This window comes from Olleya sp. NP1-10, from assembly GCF_055804415.1.
The window spans coordinates 1-26218 of sequence record NZ_CM147840.1; the positions used below are offsets into that span (position 1 = coordinate 1).

At 33.9% G+C, this 26218-nt stretch carries 17 protein-coding genes and 1 pseudogene; 7 read left to right on the forward strand and 11 right to left on the reverse strand.

The window, feature by feature from the left end:
• Window positions 1-2: 2 nt before the first annotated feature.
• Window positions 3-158, forward strand: a pseudogene (locus AC0L4B_RS00005) (dodecin family protein); the annotation flags it as partial.
• 93 nt (window positions 159-251) lie between these two features.
• On the opposite strand, the gene AC0L4B_RS00010 reads toward AC0L4B_RS00005, so the two are convergent.
• Window positions 252-7424, reverse strand: coding sequence for a T9SS type B sorting domain-containing protein (locus AC0L4B_RS00010; RefSeq protein ID WP_473438030.1), 7173 nt, complete (start codon window positions 7422-7424; stop codon window positions 252-254).
• 45 nt (window positions 7425-7469) lie between these two features.
• Window positions 7470-7943 carry a hypothetical protein gene (locus AC0L4B_RS00015; protein ID WP_473438031.1) on the reverse strand — a complete coding sequence of 158 codons (474 nt, stop codon included), beginning with the start codon at window positions 7941-7943 and terminating at the stop codon, window positions 7470-7472.
• Window positions 7944-8140: 197 nt separating this feature from the next.
• Between AC0L4B_RS00015 and folE the strand changes: the two genes are divergently transcribed.
• The 5 genes from folE (at window position 8141) to AC0L4B_RS00040 (ending at window position 12210) form a co-directional block, all read left to right on the forward strand.
• Window positions 8141-8821, forward strand: coding sequence for a GTP cyclohydrolase I FolE (gene folE / locus AC0L4B_RS00020; RefSeq protein WP_473438032.1), 681 nt, complete (start codon window positions 8141-8143; stop codon window positions 8819-8821).
• Window positions 8822-8827: 6 nt separating this feature from the next.
• The gene (cysS, locus tag AC0L4B_RS00025) at window positions 8828-10312 is read left to right on the forward strand and encodes a cysteine--tRNA ligase (protein WP_473438033.1); all 1485 of its coding nucleotides are present in this window, start codon (window positions 8828-8830) and stop codon (window positions 10310-10312) included.
• Window positions 10313-10356: 44 nt separating this feature from the next.
• Window positions 10357-10578, forward strand: coding sequence for a membrane protein insertion efficiency factor YidD (yidD, locus tag AC0L4B_RS00030; RefSeq protein ID WP_473439466.1), 222 nt, complete (start codon window positions 10357-10359; stop codon window positions 10576-10578).
• A 199-nt stretch (window positions 10579-10777) separates the two neighbouring features.
• The gene (gene lgt, locus AC0L4B_RS00035; RefSeq protein ID WP_473438034.1) at window positions 10778-11707 is read left to right on the forward strand and encodes a prolipoprotein diacylglyceryl transferase; all 930 of its coding nucleotides are present in this window, start codon (window positions 10778-10780) and stop codon (window positions 11705-11707) included.
• The gene (locus AC0L4B_RS00040; protein ID WP_473438035.1) at window positions 11707-12210 is read left to right on the forward strand and encodes a DUF192 domain-containing protein; all 504 of its coding nucleotides are present in this window, start codon (window positions 11707-11709) and stop codon (window positions 12208-12210) included. The genes lgt and AC0L4B_RS00040 overlap by 1 nt, the downstream gene beginning before the upstream one ends.
• Window positions 12211-12626: 416 nt before the next feature.
• Here the strand turns inward: AC0L4B_RS00040 and secDF are convergent, their stop codons facing one another.
• The 7 genes from secDF to asnB form a co-directional block, all read right to left on the reverse strand.
• On the reverse strand, window positions 12627-15635 hold the full coding sequence (gene secDF, locus AC0L4B_RS00045) for a protein translocase subunit SecDF (RefSeq protein ID WP_473438036.1): 3009 nt from the start codon (window positions 15633-15635) through the stop codon (window positions 12627-12629).
• 148 nt (window positions 15636-15783) lie between these two features.
• Complete coding sequence (locus AC0L4B_RS00050; RefSeq protein ID WP_473438037.1) at window positions 15784-16362, reverse strand: hypothetical protein; 579 nt, start codon at window positions 16360-16362, stop codon at window positions 15784-15786.
• 118 nt (window positions 16363-16480) lie between these two features.
• Window positions 16481-17131 carry a DUF4412 domain-containing protein gene (locus AC0L4B_RS00055; protein WP_473438038.1) on the reverse strand — a complete coding sequence of 217 codons (651 nt, stop codon included), beginning with the start codon at window positions 17129-17131 and terminating at the stop codon, window positions 16481-16483.
• Between the two features lie 183 nt (window positions 17132-17314).
• Window positions 17315-18241, reverse strand: a complete 927-nt coding sequence (locus AC0L4B_RS00060) for a malate dehydrogenase (protein WP_473438039.1) — start codon at window positions 18239-18241, stop codon at window positions 17315-17317.
• 90 nt (window positions 18242-18331) lie between these two features.
• Window positions 18332-19345 (reverse strand): DUF6588 family protein, encoded by a 1014-nt coding sequence (locus tag AC0L4B_RS00065; protein WP_473438040.1) that lies wholly within the window; start codon window positions 19343-19345, stop codon window positions 18332-18334.
• 128 nt (window positions 19346-19473) lie between these two features.
• A complete protein-coding gene (gene gyrB, locus AC0L4B_RS00070; protein WP_473439467.1) occupies window positions 19474-21447 on the reverse strand; it encodes a DNA topoisomerase (ATP-hydrolyzing) subunit B in 1974 nt (657 codons plus the stop codon).
• 344 nt (window positions 21448-21791) lie between these two features.
• Window positions 21792-23465 (reverse strand): asparagine synthase B, encoded by a 1674-nt coding sequence (gene asnB, locus AC0L4B_RS00075; RefSeq protein ID WP_473438041.1) that lies wholly within the window; start codon window positions 23463-23465, stop codon window positions 21792-21794.
• Window positions 23466-23790: 325 nt separating this feature from the next.
• Between asnB and AC0L4B_RS00080 the strand changes: the two genes are divergently transcribed.
• On the forward strand, window positions 23791-24933 hold the full coding sequence (locus AC0L4B_RS00080; RefSeq protein ID WP_473438042.1) for a YCF48-related protein: 1143 nt from the start codon (window positions 23791-23793) through the stop codon (window positions 24931-24933).
• On the opposite strand, the gene AC0L4B_RS00085 is transcribed toward AC0L4B_RS00080, so the two are convergent.
• Both AC0L4B_RS00085 and AC0L4B_RS00090 read right to left on the reverse strand, forming a co-directional pair.
• Complete coding sequence (locus tag AC0L4B_RS00085; RefSeq protein WP_473438043.1) at window positions 24934-25416, reverse strand: HNH endonuclease; 483 nt, start codon at window positions 25414-25416, stop codon at window positions 24934-24936.
• A 130-nt stretch (window positions 25417-25546) separates the two neighbouring features.
• On the reverse strand, window positions 25547-26176 hold the full coding sequence (locus tag AC0L4B_RS00090; protein WP_473438044.1) for a 7-carboxy-7-deazaguanine synthase QueE: 630 nt from the start codon (window positions 26174-26176) through the stop codon (window positions 25547-25549).
• Window positions 26177-26218 lie beyond the last annotated feature (42 nt).

A 26218-nucleotide genomic window follows, 5' to 3' on the forward strand; every position in this document is an offset into this window, starting at 1 on the left:
AAAGTTGGGAAGACGCAACTAAAAAAGCAGTAAAACACGCAGCTAAAAGCATTAAAAATATTAGATCTGTGTATGTACAAGATCAAAATGCTAGTGTAAAAGATGATGAGGTTGTTGACTTTAGAGTTAACCTTAAAATCACTTTTGAAGTTAAGTAATAACTTCTAGCAGTTTTACTTTATATAAAAAAAGCCTGAACATAACGTTCAGGCTTTTTTTGTGTGTATTACTTATTTGCTTTTAAAGCTACTTTAGCGTTTTAAGGTAAAGTGTGCTTTAAATTGTTTTCTGGTGTTATTAGTATCATTCGGTTCTCTGTAATCTACAGTAAACCAATAATCACTGGTTGGCATTGGGTTACCATTGTAGGTTCCATCCCATCCTGATCCTATTGGACTTAACTGTTTTATTAGCTTTCCGTAACGATCAAATATGTAAATAACTGCATCTGGTTGATCTGAGATCCCGTAGATGTTCCATGTGTCATTAAACCCATCGTCGTTTGGTGTAAAGAAGTGTGGATAGTCCATGATTGATACTGGTACACTTCGCTCTCCACATCCGTTTATATCTCTTACTGTTATTATATGGTCTCCTGCTCCTACATCTTTAAAGGTAAAGCTTCCGTTGTTTGGGATATTACTTTCCCATGGTCCATCGTCTAAACTAAACTCATAAACTCCTACTCCACTTCCTGTTGCTGTAACTTCTATATTATGAACATCTGCAAAGGCTTCTGTTAATAATTCATAGGTTACTGTTGGTGGCTCACTTTCTTCGACTATAGTCGTATCTGTGTTTTCACATCCAGTGGTTACATTGGTTACTATAACTTCATAAGTACCTGCTTGGGTTGGCTCTAAGCTACTTCCTGTTTCTCCCGAAAGGGTTACTCCGTCTAATGACCACTCAAAGGTGTATTGGGTCTCATCTAATCCTGTGTCTATGATTGGTGCGCTGACTACTTCTGACCCATTGGTGTTGATACATAGTAAATAACTGTCTTCTAAATCAAACTCTGGTAATGGATGGACTTGTAAGATGATTTCGGCTGTATCATAACAGATTGAACTGTCTACCATGGTTCCGGTTCCATCGTCTACCATTGTGTCGTTATCTACTCTTACGTAAATAACTTGTGGGTTAACGATGTTTTCATATAATAATGGTAATGGATTGATGCCTGCATCTGCATCTGATTGTGACTCATAATAACTTACAATGTAGTTTAATGGATCTTGTCCGTCTAATACTTCGTCATTTAAACTTTCTAAATCAAATTGTACACTATCATTGGTGGTGTCTCCATCGGTTTCCATGTTGTCATCACATAACTCATAATTTATTGGATCCATATCTGGATTGGCTTGTGCTGCTTCTTGAACCTCTATCACAAACGTTGTTGTGGTATCACAACCAGTGATGGTATTAGTGATGTTTACATAAATGGTTTGTGGATTACTAGTGTTGGTATATGGACTAACCAAGGCATTAACAGATTGGTCTGCTTCTGCTTGTGTCTCATGATAAGTGACTGTAAAAAGGGTTGGGTCTTGTCCGTTTAGGATTTCGTCCGTTTTACTCTCTAAATCAAATCCATATTGTCCGTCATTAAATAATTCGCAATAAATATAATCTGATATTGGCACTACTGCTGGTAATGGGTTGACCATGATATCAAAACTTACAATAGTAAAACATCCTGTTCCACCTGTTCCTAAAGCATCTGACCCATTAGTTACACGTACATATATAGTTTGTGGTGTAATCGCTACGCCTGGATTGTTTGGATCTTCATTACTATGCATGGTTGGATCTACAATCTGATTGCTTCCCATTAAGGCATCATCTAGGTCTGTGTAGTAACTTGCACTAACGTTGGCTTCTCCATTTATGGTTGCAACCTCGTTGGTGGTTAGGTCAAAGATTTCGATTAAATCGTTTGGTCCAGCTACATCAACATCATCACATAACACGATATTATCTGGGTTTGGTGTTGGTGTTGGGTTTGGTAATACACGTATGGTTAACGTCGTGAATGAAAAACATCCTGTGTCACCATCGGTAACACGTACATACACTGTTTGTGGATTGGCTGGATTGGTACCGACCATCATATTGGTGTATTGGGTTGGGTCTACTATAGCATTACTGTCTGCGTTAGCATCGGCTTGTGTTTCGTAATACGTCACAATCCAACTAGCAGTACCTGCTGTGATTTCATCATTTTTAACGGTTAAATCAAAAGTGGCTATCTCATCATTGTTTTCGTAATAATTAGCATCTAACTCATCACAAATGGTTAATGGTGTTGGTTGTACGATTACTGGTGGAAATTCTACGCTGATTATAAATTCGCCTGTACTAACACATCCATTGGTATTACTTACTAAACGTATATAAATAGTTTGTGAGTTGGTTACGTTGGTATAGTTACTTGTGTTAGCGATTGGACTAGTACCACTGTCTGCATTGGCTTGTGTCGTGTGGTAGGTTAGTGTGAAATCTGATGGGTTTTGAGTCCCTAAGATTTGTGGTGTCATAACCGTATCAAAATCAAATTGATTGAAACCATCGTCATTATCATCACAAACTACGTAATCGTCGATTGCTACTGGTACTACTGGTGAAGGTTGCACGTCTAATGGTAGCATAACGATAGTAAAACATCCTGTGTTGTCATTTTCTGCACGCACATAGACCATTTGGGTATTGGCTACAATGTTGGTATATGGACTTACTAATGCATTGATGTCGTTGATGGCATCCGACTCGGTTTCGTGGTAGCTAATAGTGACATCTGGCTCTCCGTTTAAGATTGTTGTAGTTTGACTGTCTAAGTCAAAGCTTGAGAATCCGTCGTTATCATCATCACATACTACTAATGCTGCTGGTGTAGCTTGTGGTGATGGTGTTGGGTTTACTCGTAAATCTAAAGTAATGGTACTAACGCAATTAGTTACATTGTCTTCGGCTCTGATATACACCGTTTGGGCATTGGCAACATTGGTATATGGACTAAAGATTTGGTCTGCTGTTGTTGCATTATCGGCTCCAGATTGTGTGAAATAGTACGTTAACGTAATACCACTTTGTCCGTTTAAAATTTGTGCATTGGCATCTTCTAAAGTAAATTCTTCTTGCGCTAAAGCGCTAGTTTCTCCTGGTAAATCTGTAGCATTACACAACTCTAATGCATCTGGCTGTACTAATACTGGTAATGGATTAACTACTAAATCCATGGTTGTTACTGTTGAACATCCATTGGCGTTATCGTCTACTCTAACCCATATAGTTTGTAAATCTGGAGTAGTGTTTGTATAAGCATTTGGGGTTGCTATTGCATTTTGTGGTACTTCTGCATTGGCTAAAGTCTCGTAAAATGTAATCGAGTAATCTGCTGCTGCTAAATCGTTACTTGTATCTGAATCTAACTGATTTAAAATCTCGGCATTATTTAATTCTAAATCAAAAATTGCAATTCCATCTGTATCGTTATCACAAACTTCCAATGGACTTGGATCTGTAATTTGTGGTGTTGGGTAAACGATTAAGTTTAACGTTTCATAACTAGCACATGCTGTTGATATTGTTGTGCTTTCTACTCGAACATAGATAATTTGAGTGTTTTCGACTATATTATTATATGAACTAGTTAAAGGGTTAACATTTAACTGAGCGTCACTTGACGTTTCATGATAGGTTACCGTTAATCCTGGTGCGCCTGCTGTGATTTCGGCATCTGCATCTGTTAATGTAAACACTCCAAAACCATCACTATCTGGATCACAAAATGTTAAATCTGATGGTGGAAAGGTTACTGGTGCTTGCTCTACTTCTAATTGTAATGTCGTAGTTGTATAACACGTCGTATTTACATCTTCTACTCGTACAAATATAATTTGTGGATTACTGATGTTATCGTAAGGTATTGGTAAAGGATTAACCTCTGCGTCTGCGTCTGCTTGTGTCAAATAATATGTCACTGCATATGATGGGTTACCTCCACTAATCTCATTATTTTTTATACTTAAATCTATACTAGTTAATCCATCTGGTGTACCATCATCACATACTGATAATGCGGTTGGTGTCACTGCGGTTGGTAGTGGGTAAACTGTTACTGTTTGATTAGTTGTCGTAGGACAAGGTCCATTAGTAGTATAGTCAACACTATAACTGGCGTTAGAAACTCCACCTGTTATTAATCCTGATGCAGTATCTAATGTCGCTGTGTCCCCTGCTGGAGGTGTAACACTAAAACTAAACGTTCCACCAGCTAAACCATCAATAGTTGCAATAGCACCATCACATGTAGGCTGATAAGTAAAAGAAGAATCGTCAGCTGACAACACATTTAAAACTTGTGTACTTGAAGCAACACATGCTCCTGCTGTAGTATATTCTATAGTATAAGAAGCTCCTGGAGTTGCTCCCGTAACTTCTCCATTACTTGTATCAATTACAGCTGCGTCAACTGGAAGAGGATTGAAAGCAAAAGTACCACCTGGAGTCACTACTGAATCTACAATACCTCCATCACAATTTGGTTGCACAGTAAAGGCTGGATCATCCGCATTTAAAACAGTAGCATTTTGAAAACTATTTTCTGGACATGGTCCTCCTGTTGTATATTCAACAGTATATGTAACACCTGAAATACCATCAGTAATTTCACCTGTAACAGAATCAATAATTGCGCCATCTGTTACTGCAGGATTAAAAGCAAACACTCCTCCTGTATCTCCAATAATATTCATTGTTGCTCCTTCACAGTTTTCTAGAACTGAAAACGATGCATCTTCTACTGGATAGACAGTCACATCTTGAGTACTACTACCTGGACAAGTTCCAGCTGTGGTATATTCTACAGTATAAGTGGCACCAGAGGTACCATTTGTTATTGTTCCAGTTGCAGAATCTATAGTAGCTGAATCTGTAGGCAATGGGTTAAAAGCGTATGCTCCTCCTGAAGTTGCTTCAGTATCAACAACACCTCCATCACAAGTTGGTAACATAGTAAAAGATGGGTCATCCGTATTAGGAATTATAAGTTCTTCTGAATTGGTAGAAGGACATGTACCTGCTGTAGTATAATCTATGTTATATGTTGTACCTGAAACTACATTGGTTACCTCTCCAGTGGTAGTATCAATAATCGCACCATCACCTAAATCAGGATTAAATGCAAAAGTCCCTCCTGGTGTTGCTATTCCAGAAACAGTTCCTCCTGTACAATCTGGAGTAATAGTAAATGATGCATCATCATTAGAATTAACAATTAATTCGAAAACAGGTAGAGGTGATGCTATATAACACGCATCATCTCCAACTACCTGAACCCTAACAAATATGGGCTGAGGATTAACAGTATTAGTATAATCGCTTACTAAAGCTGTACTAGCAACACCTGCATCAGCGTCAGCAAAAGTCAAATAATAAGTAACTTGAAAACCTGTTGCAGATTGTGTTCCTAAAATAGCTGCATTTTGACTCTCTAAATCAAAAGGTTCAAAACCGTCATTAGACGCGTCATCGCAAACCTCCATATCTGGAGCCGGATTTATAGTTGGCTGAGTTGTGATATTTAATGTAAAAGTTTCTATCTCATAACAACCTGAATTTAAATACTCAACTCTAGTATAAATAGTTTGTGGCACTCCTAAAACAGCAGAAGAACTATAGGCATCTGGTGTAGCAATTGCAGCAGTATTATTCTCAGCGTCTAATTGAGTTTCGAAATAACTTATTGTCAATTCTGTGGGTACAGCTGATGGAGCGGTCATTACAGCATCATTTTCTGTTAAATCAAAAATGTAAGGAGGTGCACCTGGATTACATAAAAACAAATCATTTGGTTCTCCATTATCGATTTCTGGTAATACGTCTATACAAATAACTTCTGTATATTCACAACCAAAATCATCGGTAGTTCTATAAGTATAACAATGTGTACCTGCAGTTGTTGGCTGCACCACTATATCATTACCAGACGTACTTACAATTGAGGGATCTGTATCCCATCCTTCAGTTACTATTGTTGGTGTAAATGATAGTTCTGGTGGTTGTAAATTAGGATCAAAATCTATTCCCCAAGAAAAGATCGTTCCATCATCAACTGATAAGTTATCAATTACTTGAATTGTCCAATCTCCATTTAATGGACTCCCTAATAAATCATTAAAAGTGCCTATTGGCAAATAAGTTCCTGGTGCCCAGGAGTTACCTGGAGGGTTAGTTCCTGCTGTAACTGTTGATCCGTTATTAACTGTGGTTGTCCCTGTGGATGCCCAACAATAATCGGCTCCTACTCCAGGAGTTTGATCATCTAAATTATTAGCTCCACCAAAATAGGTACCTCCACCACCTCCATCATATAACTGAGTTTGTTGTCCTGTTGGACTGATAATATATATATCTAAATCTCCAGAATATGAATGCTCCATATTAATACAAATACTAACAATTTGACTAATATCTGTCAAAGTTTGAGAAGACTCATAACAATCTACCGTAATTGAAGTTTCATAAGTAGCACCAGATTGATCTGGTAAAACGGTCACCCCACTAACTGGAGGAGTACAATCATTAATATATTCAGTTGGAGTAACAACTCCTGTTATTGTTGTGGAATCTCCAAAACAAATCACACTATCAACAGCTTCTGTACCTGTAAAATCTGGTTCTGTACCAACTTGAATAACTTGATTAATTAAATTTGTATTAGAACAACCATTTGGATCTGGGTCTGTATTTGTATCTGTAACATTTAAGTTTACAATATATACTCCAGGTGTGGTGTAAGAAAATGTAGCTGTTTGACCAGATATAAAGTTACCGTCTCCTAAATCCCACTCATAAGTAGCACCTGTACCATCTACAGAAAAACTTGCACTACCATCTAACGTTATAGGTTCGTTTGGACAAACCCAAATGTATCCATCTCCATTTGGTGCTGGAGAAGAACTATCTAATTGAGAAACTATGGTTTGACAAGGTTCAAAACAGGACACATTTGCTGCCCAACCTGATGCATTTACTGTTCCATTAGATGTAAACTCGATAGTTAAACAACCTGTTGGATTATTTGGTGTAGCAGAAACAAAACCAGGATTATTAGCTGCTCCTCCTCCAGAAAACTGACCAAAAGCATTTGCCGTATTATCATCTCCATCATAAATAATCATTACATCAGTGTTTAACTCCGTACTAAAAGCTGTAAAATCAATTTGAACTTGCTGTCCCGGAACATCAGGACAAATGGTTAAAATAAAACTTTCTCCATCTGCATAATTTGCTGCAGATCCACCAGAATCATAAAACACACCACCACATTGATTTACTGTCGTGGTTTGCATTAATACGTCTTGTGAAAAGGATATAAATGAGTTTAATAATATAAGGGTTACTAAAAACTTCTTCATTGGTATATATTTAAGATATATGTTTTCTTGAAAAAAACGAGTAATTTATTTTCTGTTAGTCTGAGATTTGATAACTATGTAATAATTAGTATTATCAATTTTATAAATACTTGAACCTATTATAAAAAAATTAAGGTTATACTTTAAAGGATTAAAAGTTGATTTGTTAAAAACCTTATCTCGGGTTAAATTTGAGTTATAATGATCAAACAACTCCACGGAAGATAATCTTGTGAATTTATTTTCATCTTTAATATTTGGCATTTGTTTGATTTCAATCCTATTTCTTAATAAATGCTTAAAATCTTTAACTCGTTGCTTGTTATTCAAAATATAATCATTCAACTTATCTTGATACACTTCCTTCAGCATTGACATTTCTTTAGCGGTCAAAGGTGCGTCAACATTTTTACCGTATTTAACTAGCTGTGTTTTTTGTTTTGTTTTTGTTTGAGCTACTCCTTGCTGAGAAAACATCAAAATTCCAAATAATAGTGTTAAGAATACTCTAAGTTTCATTGTTTTTAAGAATAAGATTATGGTCGAAAATTAAGGAAATTTTAATTAACAATATGTTAATATAGCTATCTATATTAAGATTTTTTTAATTACTACACATATAACAAGTACATTTAACAATTCCCTACCCTTATTCAAATTTATTTATTGTTTATCTTTGTAAACTATTAAAAACATCACTTACAGACTTTATTAAAATGAAGATTGAAAACAATATAGATGATCATGATGACATTGGTGATAACCATATAAGTACAAATCATGATACGCCCTTAAGACCAGATGCTTTTGAACTATCAAATACTGATAAAATCAACAGCATAAAAAAAGATGTAACTAACATCATGCAAACTTTAGGGTTAGACCTAACAGACGATAGTTTAAAAGGCACGCCTAATCGTGTGGCTAAAATGTTTGTAAACGAAATTTTTTCAGGTTTACATCCTGACAATAAACCCAAAGCTTCGACTTTTGACAATAAATACCAATACGGAGAAATGTTAGTCGAAAAAAACATTACCGTTTATTCTACTTGTGAGCATCACCTTTTACCTATTGTAGGTAAAGCTCATGTGGCATACATATCTAATGGTACTGTTGTAGGTTTATCCAAAATGAATCGAATTGTAGATTATTATGCAAAACGACCACAAGTACAAGAACGTCTAACCATTCAAATTGTTAAAGAACTACAAGAAGCTTTAGGTACAGAAGATGTTGCTTGTATTGTTGACGCTAAACATTTATGTGTTAACTCTAGAGGTATTAGAGATATTGAAAGCAGCACAGTGACCTCAGAATTTGGTGGCCAATTTAAAAACAAAGAAACTAAACGCGAATTTTTAGATTACATTAAACTAGATACTAAATTTCACTAATTACTAATGGAACTTTACAAACATCAAAACATAAAAATATACAATTCGCTAACTGGCGAAAAAGACAACTTTAAACCTATTAACGAAGGTTATATTGGCATGTATGTTTGCGGACCAACAGTATACAGTAATGTGCATTTAGGAAATGTTAGGACGTTTATGTCTTTTGACGTTATCTTTAGATATCTAAAACACTTAGGATTTAAAGTACGTTATGTAAGAAATATAACAGATGCTGGACACCTAGAAAACGATGCAGATGTTGGTGAAGACAAAATCACAAAAAAGGCAAGACTAGAAGAAATTGAGCCTATGGAAGTCGTGCAACGTTATACTGTAGATTTCCATAATATATTAAACACTTTTAATTTTTTACCTCCAAGTATAGAGCCTACTGCAACTGGACATATCATAGAGCAGATAGAACTTATCAAAACTATAATAGATAATGGTTTTGCTTATGAAGTTAATGGATCAGTATATTTTGATGTTCATAAATACGATGAAACTAATAATTACGGAGTACTAAGCAAGCGTAAACTTGAAGATTTAATCCATAACACTAGAGCTTTAGACGGACAATCAGACAAGAAAAACCCTCAAGATTTTGCTTTATGGAAAAAAGCCGAACCAACACACATTATGCGATGGCCATCTCCTTGGAGTGATGGTTTTCCTGGTTGGCATTTAGAGTGTACAGCTATGAGCACAAAGTATCTTGGAGATCAATTTGATATTCATGGTGGAGGAATGGACTTAAAATTCCCACATCACGAATGTGAAATCGCACAAAATCAAGCAGCATTAGGTAAATCTCCAGTAAACTATTGGATGCACGCCAACATGTTAGAGCTTAATGGACAACGCATGTCAAAATCTACAGGAAACACTGTAAATCCAGACGAGCTTTTATCCGGAAACAACAAATTTTTCAGCAAAGCTTACACACCAAGTGTTATCAGGTTTTTTGTAGCACAATCGTCTTACAGAAGTATTTTAGACCTTACTGACGATGGACTTTTAGCCAGTGAAAAAGGATATAACAGATTAATGGATGGTGTTAACCAATTAGACCATTTAACAGCTTCAAAAACATCAACATTAGACATTGCTACATGGAAGCAAAAATGTTATGACGCCATGAATGACGATTTCAATACACCTATTGTTATTGCTAATTTATTTGAAGCGGTTAAATACATCAATCAAATAAAAGAAGGAAACGCAACATTAAATACAACAGACCTAGAGGATTTAAAAACAACAATCCACGCCTTCGTTTATGACATTTTAGGCTTAAAAAATGACAAAACCGAAGCTGGAGCTGGTACAGACAAATTATCTGGAGCTGTACAATTATTAATAAAACTACGTCAAGAAGCCAGAGTCAACAAAGATTTTGCATTATCGGATCAAATAAGAGATGAACTAGCAGATGCTGGTATACAACTTAAAGACGGTAAAGATGGCACAACTTTTACGACAAACTAAACACATCAAATCCTCTCCTTCCCATGGAGAGGATTTTTTATACCATGAAAAAAATAATAGTAACACCATTTTTATTTCTCATTAAGGTTTACCAAAACCTCATCTCTCCATTTACACCTGCAACTTGCAGATACCAACCAACTTGCTCACACTACACCAAAGAAGCCCTTCAAAAACATGGATTATTAAAGGGACTAAGACTTAGTCTCAAACGTATTTTAAGCTGTCATCCTTGGGGAGGAAGCGGTTACGACCCAGTACCATAAATACATTTTTTTTAATTTGGGCGTTTTAACAGGCTGTCCGTTATATCTTTTTTAAGAAAAATAAAAAAGGATGCCACTTCCATCCTTAACGCACTTGCGCCAAGAATTAGCAAAAACATTAATTTATTGCTAAACCTTTGTCAAGTAATTCTAATTAATAAAGCATAAATACTATATTTACAACTCCAAAAATCAAACTATGTATATACTTAAATTCGATTGGAATCCTTTAACAGGAATCGATATAATAGGAAATTTTAAAATTCATTTTTATAGCCTAATGTGGATCGCAGCATTTGTGATTGGACACGCTATAATGAAACGTATTTTTAAACGCGAAAAAGTGAATCAAGAATTTTTAGATCCTTTATTTATTTACACCGTTTTAGCTACCATGCTTGGTGCACGTTTAGGACATGTAATATTTTATCAGCCAGAACTAATTGGCCAAGATCCTTTAAGTGTTATTTTACCATTTAAATTTGTAGGTGGTTTTGAGTTTCAAGGGTTTCAAGGACTAGCTAGTCATGGAGCAGCAATAGGTATAATTGTAGGTATGTATTTATACCGTAAAAAATACCAATACAAATCTATGATGTGGATTTTAGATCGCATTGTAATACCTGTAGCCTCTGGAGCTGTTTTTATAAGAATAGGAAACTTTATAAACTCTGAAATTATTGGTAAAATAACTGACTCTGACTTTGGTGTTAGGTTTGTACAAGAATATTACAACAAATATGAAATTGTTCAAAAAACAGGAATCAAGGATGTTAAAAAAGCGTATGCTTCTATAACAGACAATCCTAATATGGCTTCACTACTAGAAGCTGTTCCGTTTAGACATCCTGCACAATTATATGAGTCGTTTAGTTACATTTTTGTGTTTTTAATCCTTTGGTTTGTTTACACAAAAACAACTAAAAAGGATCAAACCGGATTTTTATTTGGTTTGTTTTTAATACTACTTTGGAGTGTTAGATTTTTTGTCGAGTTTGTTAAAGAACCACAAGGTGACGAGTTTATTAACTGGTTTGGCCTTAATACAGGACAATGGTTAAGTGTCCCATTTATATTAATTGGACTATATTTTATGTTTGCTTTTAAACCAAAAACAACTACTAAATAATGAAATTATATACCAAATCACTAACTCTAGCCTTATTTTGTAGTCTAGCTTTTGTTTTTAATGCTTGTAAAGATGATAAAACGGTTGAGCCTATAAAAGTTGATTTTAAAAAAGAAGGAGAATTAACCATTTTTAAAGGCACTACAGACACGATTGTAAAGGTATTTAATATTGAGATTGCTAAAAGTGATTACGAAATACAGACAGGCTTAATGTATCGTGATAGCATGAAGGATGACCAAGGTATGTTATTTGTGTTTCCTGAGGTTAGAGAACGCTCTTTTTACATGAAAAATACTCGTATTCCTTTAGATTTAATATTTTTTGATCACAATAAACGTATTGTTAGTTTTCAGGAAAATGCAAAACCAATGGATGAGACTAGCTTACCGTCTAACACTCCTGCTCAGTTTGTACTAGAACTTAACGCTGGAATGGCTCAGAAACTATTACTTGATGTTGGAGATAAAATGGATTACTTTGAGTATTTATTAGAAAAATAAAACGCTTATTTTATAAAAAAAGGCTAATTGTAAATGTACAGTTAGCCTTTTTTTATTGAAAAACCTGAAAACCACCTTCCTTCTAAAAAGCAATAATAAACCTGATTGGATTTATACTCTTTACTAAAATTGAACTTACTCCGTTTACATACTATTTTAAAGAGGATTAATAGCTTTTACACAACAAACAGAAAACAACACTTTTTAGAGACGTAACTTTACTGATAGGTTTGCGTTAAGGATTGATGTGGAAATCCTTTTTGTGAGGCACGAGCAAAAAGATTGTAACGGAAAGCCTGACGCACTTTTGCAACTAAAAGCAAAAGTGGGTAACGCCCAAAAATAAATTGCTATAAGCATAAAAAAACCTTTCTAAATTAATAGAAAGGCTTTTTAATATTGAGATTAGTGTTTGACTACTTAACTACTGTTTCGTCAACTACTACTTCTTTCTTTTTTAATGCGTCTGCTGCATTTCCTTTTTTAACAAAGTCATACATGATTGGCGTTGCAATAAATAATGATGAGTAGGTACCTACTACTACACCAACTATTAATGCGAACATAAATCCTCTAATAGACTCTCCTCCAAAAATGAAGATTGCTAATAATACCACTAAGGTTGTTAAAGATGTATTTAACGTACGGCTTAATGTACTACTTAATGAGCTGTCTATTACTTTATCAAATTCCCAACCTGTGTACTCGTTAAAAAACTCGCGAATTCTATCAAATACTACAACCGTATCATTTAATGAGTATCCAATTACTGTTAGGATTGCTGCTATAAATGCTTGGTCAATTTCCATTGAAAATGGCATGAACTTGTATGTAATAGAGAATACACCTAATACGATAATTACATCATGGAATACTGCTGCTACTGCACCAAGAGAGAATTGCCATCTTTTAAAACGGAAAAGAATATAAAGGAATACAACAACTAATGATCCTAAAACTGCCCAGAAAGAGGCTTGTTTAATATCGTCTGCAATAGATGGACTTACTTTATATTGATCCATAATACCTATTTGCTTGTCTGCTTTTGATAAGTCTTTAAAATCTTCAAAAGACACACCTTTAAGGTAAGGTTGTAATGCTGTGTATAGCTTACTTGTTACTTCTTCATCAACCTCGTTAGCAGTTTCGTTAATTTTATATTTAGTTGAGATTTTTAAATTATTATCGTCTCCAACTGTTTTTACTGTTGCACTACCAAATACGTCTTGAGAAGCTAAAATACCTTCAATCTCAACTGCACTTACTGGCTCTGCAAATCTAACTTGCGTTGTACGTCCTCCAACAAAATCAATACCTTGATCTAAACCATTTGTAAATAATGATCCTAAACTTAATACTAATGCTACTGCTGATACAATGTAAGCAACTTTACGTTTTTTAAGGAACTCGATATTAATGTTTCTAAATAAGTTTTTAGTTAAACCTGTTGAGAAATCTAATTGACCACCTCTGTTTGAGTACCAATCTACTAATAATCTTGTAATAAAGATTGCTGTAAATAATGACGTACCAATACCTATTAATAATGTTGTTGCAAAACCTTTAATTGGTCCTGTACCAAATACAAATAATATTAATGCTGTTAATCCTGTTGTAATGTTGGCATCTAAAATTGATGATAATGCATTACTAAATCCGTCTTGAATCGCAGATTTTTGATCTTTACCTTTGGATAGTTCTTCTCTAATACGCTCAAATATAAGTACGTTTGCATCCACAGACATACCAATAGTTAATACGATACCTGCAATACCTGGAAGTGTTAATACTGCTCCAATACCTGATAATACACCAAAGATTAATAAGATGTTGAATAACATTGCGATGTCAGCAAATAATCCACCTTTACCATAGTAAAATACCATCCAGATTAATACTAATGCTAATGCAATACCAAATGACATTGTACCACTATCAATTGCTTCTTGACCTAATGATGGTCCAACTATACTACTTTGAATAATCTCTGCACGAGCTGGTAATTTACCTGCACGTAATACGTTAGCTAAATCTGTTGCTTCACTTAAGCTAAAGCTTCCAGAAATTTCAGTACTTCCTCCCGCAATTGGTCCAGTAGAAGATGAAGGTGCAGAGTATACTATGTTATCTAAAACTACAGCTATTTGACCTTGCGTTTTAAAAGCCTCACCTGTCATTTTTTCCCAGATTTTAGCTCCTTTACTATTCATTTGCATACTTACTACAACCTTGTTTGCTTGGTTATAAGATTGACGTGCATCCGTTACAACTGCTCCATTTAATGGTGGCTCATTATCTCTATTTCCTTTTAAAACAAAAAGATCTACTAACTCACTATTTTCTGTTGGTTTACCAAAAACAAATTTAGTATATTTTAATTCTGATGGTAATAACGCCTTTACTTCTGGCATAGATAAGTAACTTAATACTTGCTCTCTGTCTGCAATATTAAATTGTGCTAAAGTTGCTCCAAAACCAGGACCAGCCATTAGGTCCAATAATGGGTTAACCTCGTTTACAGTTTCGTTTTCTTCACCTGTAAGCGCTGCAATTGCTTTTTCTTCTTCAGTTAATTCTTTAGCTTCAGTAGTATCTTCTGAAGTTGTTTTAGCGTCTAATTTAGTTTTCAGTAAGTCATTTGCTTGGATTAAAAACTGATTAAATTGATCTGCTTTTAAACCTTCCCAAAACTCTAATTGTGCAGTTGTTGTAATTAACTCTGTAGCACGTGCTACATCTCTAACGCCTGGTAATTCTAATAATACACGTCCAGAGTTACCTAAACGTTGGATGTTTGGAGACGTTACACCAAACTCATCAATACGTTTACGTAATACCTCAAAAGCAGAAACGATTGACTCGTCTACCTTTGTTTCTAATACACGTTTAGTATCACTATCAGACATATTTAAGTCTATCTCACCCACTAAAGATCTGTTAGCAAAGATATCTGGAGAGGCTAATTTTTTATCTCCTTTGATAGCATCAAATGCTACATAAAAATCTTCTAAATATGTGTTTTGACTATTTTTTTGAATTTCGTCTGCATCATCTAAAGCTTTTCTGAAAGTTGGATTTTTACTATCGTTAGCTAATCCAATTAAAAGATCCTTTACAGATATTTGAAGTATTGCTTCTAAACCACCTTTAAGGTCAAGACCTAACTTCATTGAGTTTTGCTTAACGTCTTCATAGGTATTACCCAGAAAAACACTTTCTTTTGATGTTGCTAACGAGTCTAAATAGTTTGTCGCATAATCGTTAACTTTTGTTTTACGATCTGATGCTGAAGCTTCAATTTTGCTTTCAGCCAATTGTGCGGCATTGTTTTCTATCGCATTATTTTTAAATGTGAAAGACAATTGGTAAATACTTACCAATCCAAACAATACTGCAAATAGTTTTACTAATCCTTTATTTTGCATGGTTTTGTTTATTTAATGTCAAATTTTAAATTACGTTAGCATATAATTAACGTAAGGCTTGACAATTTTTTTATTTATATAAAATGAATTGTTTACGCACTTCAATTTGTTAACTGAAGTGGTGTTTTAAATAAGTGTTGAAATGTAATTAAGCTATTGGTCCAGCTCTACCTTCAGGAATATTAAAGGTCCCTTTATCTATACTAATTGAGATATTAGTATTTACTTTATGTGTTGTAAATGATGGTAATTCTAGCTGTAAAATATTTTCAGCTATAGCTGAAAAAGTTAAAACAACTTGTGAAGCTCTAAGGTATTCTTGCTTAGCTTCCACCATATAATCTCCATCAAAACCTGCTCCAGATGGAGTTGATGTTTTTATTTCAGAAACATCTAAATTATAACTTTGATTAGAAGACTTGTTGTCCTCAAAGTATACTGTTTCTTGATTATGTAACAATATAGCTTTGACATTTTCCACATCAACATCACTATAATATGTTATTTTAAGTGTGCCATTTTGTTCTGTAACTTGTGTGTTTTTAGCACCTATTGTCTTAAGCTGATTTTTAATGGTACTTATAACCAATTCTGTTTGAGAAACAGTAGTATGTTGGTCTGAAAAATGAAAGTCTATTTGCTGATTGGGTATAACAATTTGTTGTTGACTAGCAACAAAAAATGCAAATACAGCAAGTAATGTACCAAAGCACCATTTTGACTTCATGCGTCAAATATAAAAAATAAGGTGATATTTATATAATCTTTAGATGATTAAAACCATTATAAAACAAAAAAAGAGCAACTAAAATAGTTACTCTTTTTAATATTAAGGATAATGTATATTACATTCCTTCCATTTTTTCGTATCCTTCTGGAGGTGTTAAGCTAAACTTTTCATCTGATACAGATTCTTTTTTGATATCTGTTACTTCATAAGTCATTGCCATATCTTGACCAGCTTGACTAACATTAATAGTCATTAATAAAGGAAAACCTTTAAACTTCTCTCCAAACTCTACAGTTTGTTGGTTTGATGCCTCAATAGCTTCAGTAGTAAAAACTTCCATAGTCATAGCCACACCTTGTTGATTCATTGTGATGTTATATTGCTCACAATTATACCCTAAAATAGTCTTAGTTTCTTCACCTTTAGTGATTTCTATACCTGATGTATCTGGAGTTTCGTTAATATCACTTAAAGTAAATTTTTTACCCATCATTGGATTATTAAGCAATGTTAACATTTGCTTAGCTTCAGTATCAATAATAGAAACAGACTCACCTGACATTGGGTTATTTGTTTCTGATCTTGATTTGTCATCTTTAAAGTAAGTTACAATATTGATGTCTCCCATCATTTCAAACTGAGCATTCATCTGCTCATTAGGACTTGACATTGTCATTTTTGAAGCAATAATCCCTTCGGTTATCTTCTCTTGAGCAACCATAGAAATACTAAACGTTGCTAATAATAAAAATACTAATTTTTTCATTTTGTAAATGTTGTTATGATTAAATGCGGTTATGTTGTTTGCCTTATTAATGACAAATACCTTGCCACAACAATTTTACAACATTAAATAGAAAGCTACAATAATAGCTTTCTATTTATTTTAGATAAACAAAAAAAGACTATCGATTAGGATAGCCTTTTTAAAAATTATATTGGGTAATTATTATAATTCTAATAACCCATTTGTTTTCTTAACACCTTCTGCAGACTCTGCTAACTTAGCTTTTTCTGCATCAGATAAACTGATTTCTACAATTTTCTCGATTCCGTTTGCACCTAAAACACATGGCACACCAATTGATAAATCGCTTAATCCAAACTCACCATCTAATAATGCTGAACAAGGAAAAATCTTTTTAGTATCACAAGCAATTGCCTGTACCATTCCTGATACTGCAGCTCCAGGTGCATACCAAGCAGATGTACCTAATAAACCTGTAAGCGTTGCTCCACCTACTTTAGTATCTTGCACCACTTGCTCCATTCTTTCTTCTGATAAAAACTCAGATACTTTAACACTATTTCTTGCTGCTTTGTTAATTAATGGAACCATCCCTTTATCAGAGTGTCCACCAATTACCATTCCGTCAACGTCGCTAATAGGCGCTTCTAAAGCTTCTGCTAATCTGTATTTAAAACGTGCAGAATCTAAAGCTCCACCCATTCCGATTATTCTGCTTTTAGGTAAGTCAGTAGTTTTGTGTACTAAATAAGTCATAGTATCCATTGGGTTACTTACAACTATAATGATAGTCTCTGGAGAGTGCTGAATTAAACTAGATGATACTGTTTTTACAATTCCTGCATTAATACCAATTAACTCTTCACGAGTCATTCCTGGCTTACGAGGTATACCTGAAGTAATTACACAAACATCAGATCCTGCTGTTTTACTGTAATCATTTGTTACACCTGTTATTTTTGTATCAAAACCATTTAATGATGCTGTTTGCATTAAATCCATTGCCTTACCTTCTGCAAAACCTTCTTTAATGTCCAATAGAACCACTTCTGAAGCAAAGTCTTTGATTGCAATATACTCTGCACAACTTGCTCCTACTGCTCCTGCTCCTACTACTGTTACTTTCATATTATTATAAATTAATTAAATTAAGTGTGTTTTTTCTTGTTTTACAAAATTAACATTTTAAAATTACTTTTTATTAAGAAAACTATAAATCTAGAACATCAGATTTATTCCTAAAGATGCTGTATCAAATTCGGCTAAAGTATAAGATGCATTTATACCAAAAACACCTAATTTAAGATTAGCACCTAAAGTTGTTGTGACACCTGATGTTTTAGAATCTACTGTAAAAGGGTCCACAATTTCTTCTGAAAATAAAACACCATCTGACACGCGATATGTACCTAATAAATCTGTTTTAGAATCTGCACTTAAATAACCCACAGCACCATAAACATTGATAACTTCAAATTTTGTACCTGCAATTAATTGAAATAATAAACTATTAACATTAGTTTGTACTTGTTGGTTTTCGCCATCAACAACTTCTGTATTGGTAAAATCATAATTTGCATCTAAATGGGTATAAGATACTAACCCAGAAATTGCTACCGGAAACAAATTATCTGCTGGTAACAATGCGGTAAATTCTTGCTGAATACCAACACCATATAAACCTACTTTAACATCTTCAGTCTCTACCTTTGGAAAAAACCTTGCTTTTATCTGAGTTCCTTCAAACACATTAAAGCTTCCTTGTAAAAAAGCAGTCGGAATTAAATTTACGTTTGAAGCTCCTATACCTGTTGGCAAAGTTAATTCAACCTCTTGACTACCAAAAATTAGATCGTCATAAGTAACCAACACGGTTACATCTGGATCATTATGTCCTAAAGCTGTTGCTACGTTTTTAGAAGGACTGTTATCAGGAAATCTAATGTTTTCATAATCGCTAACATTCATTTCAAATGCTTTATTTTCATCTTTAATAAATGAAGCATTTCCGACTATAGATAATTCAAACCCGTATTTTTTACGGACTTTTGCATTATTAAACCAACCTGAACTTATCCCATAAGCTAAACCATCTGTAGCTGGCAATAAGTAATCTGAAGCAAACCTTTTTGCATCTCCTACACCTGCTGCTAGTAATTCGTTTAAATTTTCTTGAGACCAACTTAATTGAGTTGTCAGTAACACCCCAAGTATAACTATTGTTTTTTTCATTGCTATTATTTTAAATATTAACGTAAAAAATTAAGTTTTAGTTTTTACAATAGAGGGATTTGTAAAAGCATAAAAAAAGGAAACATTTATACAAATGTTTCCTTCTAATATAAAAATATATTTATTGTTTAAGCATCGATATTTGCATAAATAGCATTTTTCTCGATAAATTCTCTACGCGGAGGAACTTCGTCACCCATTAACATAGAAAACACACGATCTGCTTCCACTCCGTTTTCAATTTGGATTTGACGTAATGTTCTAAACTCAGGATTCATTGTTGTATCCCAAAGTTGCTCAGCATTCATCTCTCCAAGACCTTTATAACGTTGTATTTTTGCAGACTCACCAAACTCATTCATAATAGCTTGTCGTTCTTCATCATTCCAAGCATATTGTTTTTTAGCTCCTTTTTTAACTAAATATAAAGGTGGCGTTGCAATATAGATATGACCATTTTCTATTAGTTCTTTCATATATCTAAAGAAGAAAGTCAAAATTAAAGTTTCAATGTGAGACCCATCAATATCGGCATCACACATGATTACAATTTTATGGTATCTTAATTTTGAAAGATTAAGCGCTTTACTGTCTTCTTCTGTTCCGATAGTGACACCTAAAGCTGTGAAGATATTTTTAATCTCTTCGTTTTCAAAAACCTTATGAGTCATTGCTTTCTCAACATTTAAGATTTTACCTCGTAATGGTAAAATAGCTTGAAAAGCTCTATCACGTCCTTGTTTTGCAGTTCCACCTGCCGAATCTCCCTCGACTAAATACACTTCGCATTTTGATGGGTCTTGCTCTGAACAGTCAGATAATTTTCCTGGTAAACCACCAATACTCATTACTGTCTTACGTTGTACCATTTCACGCGCTTTTTGTGCTGCGTGACGTGCTTGTGCTGCAAGTATTACTTTTTGCACAATAGTTTTGGCATCCTCAGGGTTTTCTTCTAAATAATCTGATAACATTTCTGAAACAGATTGGCTTACTGCTGCTGAAACTTCTCTGTTACCCAATTTAGTTTTAGTTTGACCTTCAAACTGAGGCTCTTGTACTTTTACAGATACAATTGCTGTTAGTCCTTCACGAAAATCATCTCCTGCAATATCAAACTTTAGTTTATCTAACATTCCAGACTCGTCAGCATACTTTTTAAGCGTATGCGTTAAACCACGTCTAAAACCTGAAAGGTGCGTACCACCTTCGTGTGTATTAATATTATTTACATAAGAATGAAGGTTTTCAGCATAACTAGTATTATATACCATTGCAACCTCAACAGGCACTCCATTTTTCTCGCCTTCAAAAGAAATTACATCTTTCATTAAAGGCTCTCTAGTAGCATCTAAAAATGTGATAAACTCTTTTAATCCTTCTTCAGAATGAAACGTTTCACCTTCAAAAGAACCGTCTTCTTTTTTACTTCTTTTATCAACTAAATGTACAGTAATACCTTTATTTAAATACGCTAATTCACGCATTCTGCTTGCTAAAGTATCGTAATTATACTCTAACGTTTGCTTAAAAATTGTTGGGTCTGGTTTAAAAGTAACCGTTGTTCCTCTTTTATCTGTATCACCAATTGCTTTTACAGGGTACAAGGCTTTACCTCTTTCGTACTCTTGCTCCCAAATTTTTCCATCTCTATATACTGTAGCTTGTAAATGTTCTGATAATGCGTTAACACAACTTACACCAACTCCGTGAAGTCCACCAGATACTTTATAAGAATCCTTATCAAACTTACCACCTGCTCCAATTTTAGTCATTACAACCTCTAGAGCCGAAACCCCTTCTTTTTGGTGCATTCCTACAGGAATACCACGACCATCATCTTCTGTGGTAATCGAGTTATCCTCATTAATTGTTACAGTAATATTATCACAATGACCAGCTAAAGCTTCGTCAATCGAGTTATCCACAACCTCATATACTAAATGGTGTAAACCACGTACTCCGACATCTCCAATATACATGGATGGACGCATACGCACGTGCTCCATACCTTCTAGCGCTTGGATACTATCAGCCGAGTAATTGTGTTTATTAAACTCTTCTTTTTTTCGCTCATTATTTAAATACGTTTTAGTTCTAATCAATATTATTATGATTGCGTTATAAAAACGAAATCTCAAAAAAGCCTATTTTTAATTAAAAAATCATGCTTTTTTGTGCATAAAAAAAGATGCTTTACAGCATCCTTTTGAATACAACCAAATATACAAAATAAAAACTGTTTTTCAAGTGGTTTTAAGCGCATTTGATAAAAATTATTAACATTTGTTAATTATTTAAAAACAAGCTTAAAACGTCTAAAAAGCATCTTAAATTTAAAATGAAACTTTTTTAGCAAACTTTTATTTAGCTAAAAATACAAAACCTCGCATATGCGAGGTTTTGAAGTTAGAAATCTAATCTTTTTTAATCTGTACAGGTCAAATTATGACGTTGCATAAGATTTATCGTGCACGTTTGCAATCGCTCTTCCTGATGGTTCATTCATGTTTTTAAAGGCTTCATCCCACTCTAAAGCAGTTGCTGTACTACAAGCTACACTTGCTTCTTGAGGTACACTTAATGCTGCAGCATCACTTGGAAAATGCCCTTCAAAAATTGAACGGTAATAGAATTCTTCTTTGTTTTGTGGTGTTTGTATTGGAAAACGGAATTTTGCGTTTTCCATTTGCTCATCACTCACTTCTTTCTCTACTACTTCTTTTAAAGTATCTATCCAACTATAACCAACACCATCGCTAAATTGTTCTTTTTGTCTCCAAGCTACACTTTCTGGCAACATGTCTTCAAATGCTTTACGGATTACCCATTTTTCCATACGTTCTCCATTAATCATTTTATCCTGTGGGTTGATACGCATAGCAACGTCCATAAATTCCTTATCCAAAAATGGCACACGTCCTTCAATTCCCCAAGCAGCTAAACTTTTGTTTGCTCTTAAACAATCGTACATATGTAATTTATCTAATTTACGTACTGTTTCTTCATGAAACTCTTGTGCATTTGGTGCTTTATGAAAGTATAAATAGCCTCCAAAAATCTCATCTGCACCTTCGCCAGACAATACCATTTTAATTCCCATAGATTTAATAACTCTAGCCATTAAATACATTGGTGTACTAGAACGTATTGTTGTTATATCATAGGTTTCGATGTTATAAATTACATCTTTAATAGCATCCAAACCTTCTTGGATTGTAAATTTTATTTCGTGATGCACTGTCCCAATATGATCTGCTACTTTTTGCGCAGCAGCTAAATCTGGAGATCCTTCTAACCCAACCGAAAAACTATGTAATTGTGGGTACCAAGCATCGGACTGGTCATCTGACTCTACACGTTTTTGCGCGTATTTTTTTGCTATTGCAGAAGTAACAGAACTATCTAATCCTCCTGAAAGTAAAACACCATAAGGCACATCACTCATTAACTGTCTGTGCACAGCAGCCTCTAAAGCTTCTTTTACCTCAGCAATACTTGTTTCGTTTTCTTTTACAGCTTCATACTCACTCCAATCTCTGTTATACCATTTTACAAATTCTCCATCTTTACTAGACATGTAATGTCCTGGAGGAAATAATTCAATTTTGGTACATATTCCTTCTAGAGCTTTAAGCTCTGAAGCTACATAAAATGTTCCGTTTTGATCCCAACCAATGTACAAAGGAATAATTCCCATGTGATCGCGAGCAATGAAGTATTCATCTTTTTCGGTATCATAAATTGCAAAACCAAAAATACCATTCATGTCATCAACAAAATCAACTCCTTTTTCTTGGTATAAAGCCAAAATCACTTCGCAATCACTTTCTGTTTGAAAATCGTACTTACCTTCAAATTGTTTACGTAAATCTCTGTGGTTGTATATTTCTCCATTTGCAGCCAAGACCAATTTATTATCTGGACTAAATAATGGTTGTTTCCCTGAAGCAGGATCTACAATAGCTAAACGCTCGTGCGCCAAAATAGCTTTATCATCGCTATAAATACCTGACCAATCTGGTCCACGATGACGTATTGTTTTAGACATTTCTAATACCTGAGGTCTTAAATCTTCACTTTTTTGTTTTAGGTCGAAAGCACATACAATTCCACACATAATTTTATATTTTTAAGTTCTTTAATTCTAATTGATATAGCAAATATTGGTTTTATGTTTCAATATTAAAACACTAAATCAATTAATGATTACATATTGTAATTAAAAAATAACATTTAATAAAAAAATGAAACAAAAATACTAACCAAAAGTATTATTAACTTTACATATCACAACAAAAGCCTCATAAAATGAAACTAATCAAGCTATTTATAATACTATTCTGTATACAATTAAATGCACAATCTTCTTGGCAACCAACACCAAATAGCGTCAACAATACAAATAACCAAAGGTTTGATGATGTCTTTTTTTAAACGATGACTTGGGTTGGGCTGCTAATGGGTTTTACGCAGCAGTATATAAAACTACTGATGGTGGATTAACTTGGTCAGAACAATTAAATCAAACGGATTTAGGTAGTAGTCATTATTTTAGAAACATAGAGTTTCTAGATGAAAACATTGGCTTTTTAGGCACCTTGAATGGATTATTTTACAAAACCTTAGATGGTGGAATAACCTGGACTAGCGTTACTAATATAACACCAAACCCACTTGCTATTTGTGGTTTAGACACTGTTGGAACAAGCACGATTTATGGTTGTGGCACATATTTTAATCCAGCTTTTATTATTAAATCTACAGATAGTGGTACAACATGGCAATATATTGACATGTCTACCTATGCTGATGCTTTGGTAGAAATTTACTTTTTAAATGATACCATTGGCTATGTTGCTGGACAAAATAGTAATGGAGGCACATTATTAAAAACTGAAGATGGAGGCAATACATGGACCGAAATTTATAATTCAAATACACCTGGAGATTATGTATGGAAAATTCAAGTACTAGAGAGTAATACTGATTTTATTTTTGGAGCAGTTGAGTCTACTACAACTGCATTAGGTAAATTTATAAAGTCAACTGATGCTGGTAATACTTGGTTTGCAGCAGATGCTCCAGAAACACAATTACAAGCTGTTGGGTTTGTAAGCGAAACTCACGGTTGGATTGGAGGACATACCACTGGCTTTCATGAAACGACAGATGGTGGATTAACATGGACCAATTTAAATATAGGTAACAATCTTAACCGTATATTTATAGTATCGTCAACGTTAGCCTATGCAGCAGGAACTACCATTTATAAATATACAGACCAAACTTTAGGTACAACAGATTTATTTGTAAAAGCGAAATCGCCTTTACGAATTAAACTTACAAAAAACCCTGTGAATGACCTTTTAAAATTTACCGTACAGTTTAAAGCAAATGACAATTTACTAATTGAGCTTTATGATACCAATGGTAAATATTTAAAACGTTTAACTAGAGAGCATATTACAACTTCCAACACTAATAAAAACTACAGCTTTAACGTTAAAGATTTAGCTAGTGGAATTTATTATTTGGATGTCCATAATAACAGCGGAAGACAAACCGTAAAATTTATTAAACAGTAATTACACTTTTATGTGTCCCCAGTTTTCTCCGGTTTTGATACGATGTAATTGCATCTCTGAAACACCAAACTGTCGTGCTAAAATTTTTAACCTTGTACGTCTTTTTGGGTCAAAAAGTCGTTTTTTCAATCTAATCACTTGTGTTTCGGTTAATTTAGATGTTGGTATAACCTTCTTTCTGGTTAAGTAATGAGGGTTACTAAACTGATGGGTTTCTTTTTCTTTTTTAGTAGCCCATTTTAAATTTTCAACAGTATTATTGGTTTTGTTGTAATCTAAATGTAAGACATATTTAGCATCTTCTGGTTTTTCTAAATGATGCTCTGCTACTAATTTATGAATATATCGTGCTGTACGCTTCCCATCTTTTTTAAACACAGGAATGGTACTATATCCATTTATAAGATACTGTTTCTCTATTAAAACATCTACACCTTGATCAATTTTAATTAATCGACCATAGTTAGATATTTTAAATTTCATCTGTTCGGAAATCGTCTCGTCAAAGGTTACGAGTTTCCAATTTTCATTGTAAAAATTTCTAATCATATTGTAAAACTTATAAAGATTATTTACGCCATGATTAATAGCTATAGTGCAATAATACAACTATTTACGGAATATTTAGGTATTTATGTGTTTGTAAAGACACTTTCCATTTTGGATTAGCCATAACATAATCAACAATCATAGGTATCATAGTGTCACGTTTACTCCATTCTGGTTGTAAATATAAAATACAATTATCATTTACTTTTTCAGCTTGTGCTTCAGCAAATTTAAAATCGTCTTTATTGTATATAATACATTTTAACTCATGAGCTTTATCATATACCCCTTGAGTTGGAAGTTTCATTTTTTTAGGAGATAAGCAAATCCAATCCCATTGACCAGTTAACTCATAAGCACCAGAGGTTTCAATATGTATTTTACAGCCTTCTGCTTTAAGCTTATCCGTTAACGCTTTCATATCCCAAGTTAAAGGCTCTCCACCTGTAACTACAACTGTATCGCTATATTTTTTTGCATTTGCTACTATTACATCTGTACTTGTTGGAGGATGTAAATCTGCATTCCAACTTTCTTTAACATCACACCAATGACAACCAACATCGCAACCACCAATTCTTATAAAATAAGCAGCAGTTCCTTTATGATATCCTTCACCTTGAATAGTATAAAACTCTTCCATTAAAGGCAACATCAATCCTTTGTTTACTAAATCTTGCGTCTCTTGCTTCATAGCTTGCAAAGATAATCTTATATGTTGAAAGTTTTAAATATT